Source organism: Rothia sp. HMSC071F11 (assembly GCF_001809115.1).
GTDB classification, from domain to species: Bacteria; Actinomycetota; Actinomycetes; order Actinomycetales; family Micrococcaceae; genus Rothia; species Rothia dentocariosa.
The window spans coordinates 278,450-279,200 of sequence record NZ_KV795763.1; the positions used below are offsets into that span (position 1 = coordinate 278,450).

Genomic DNA, 751 nt, shown 5'->3' on the forward strand with positions numbered 1-751 from the left:
ATACGCCACTGACCGTCCTTATAGGTTCCCTTGATAGTTATATCGCTTGTTTGATCTTTACCCGCCTGCTGTGCAGCATCAACACTGCTCCCGATCCCATCATATTTAATGGTGCCTTTTGCATCCCATGTGTACGTATCACCATCGACTTTAGGCTGAGGAGTCTTCAAGGAGATCACGACTTTAGGATTAACGACCCATGCGAGGTTGGAGGATTTCATCTGTTTAAACTGGTCATAATTTCCTTGTGAATCCCCCAGAACTTCAATTAGTGGTTCGGGCTCTAGGTCCTCCAACAGGTACTGCATTGCAGCCGCGAGATAGCCGATCGCCGCATAGAACCCTGCCGCAGATTTTTCATTCATCTGAGAAGGTTTAACGGGTTTAGGCACATTTTGGGCAGGTTTGTCTTTGGTTGCTGGTTCATAATTCCCAGAGCGTTCGAAGCTGTCAAACTTCACTTCTCCGCTGTAATCTTTTCCATCTCCATTAGAGCACGCGGCAAGCGCCACGGTCGCAGAGGCAGCACCCGCCAAACCAAACGCGGTGCGACGTGAGAGACGATACGCATGTGTGTTCATGATATGTGTTTCCTTTCAGCGCTCAGGCTCATGCTGAAACCTGGGCGCATATGCAGATGCAACTAGCAGGTCTTAAATAAATTTAGAAACCGAAAAGTGACCCGGAGCTCGATGAGCTTCCGGATGTTGAAGTGGCCTCTGGGTCTGTCATACGCCACTGACCGTCCTTA

General features: G+C 49.1%; 1 protein-coding gene. It reads right to left on the minus strand.

The genetic code is table 11. The annotated features are described in order from the left end of the window. On the minus strand, positions 1-581 hold a 581-nt coding region (locus HMPREF2554_RS09165; RefSeq protein WP_070554871.1), incomplete at its 3' end, for a DUF6318 family protein. Positions 582-751 lie beyond the last annotated feature (170 nt).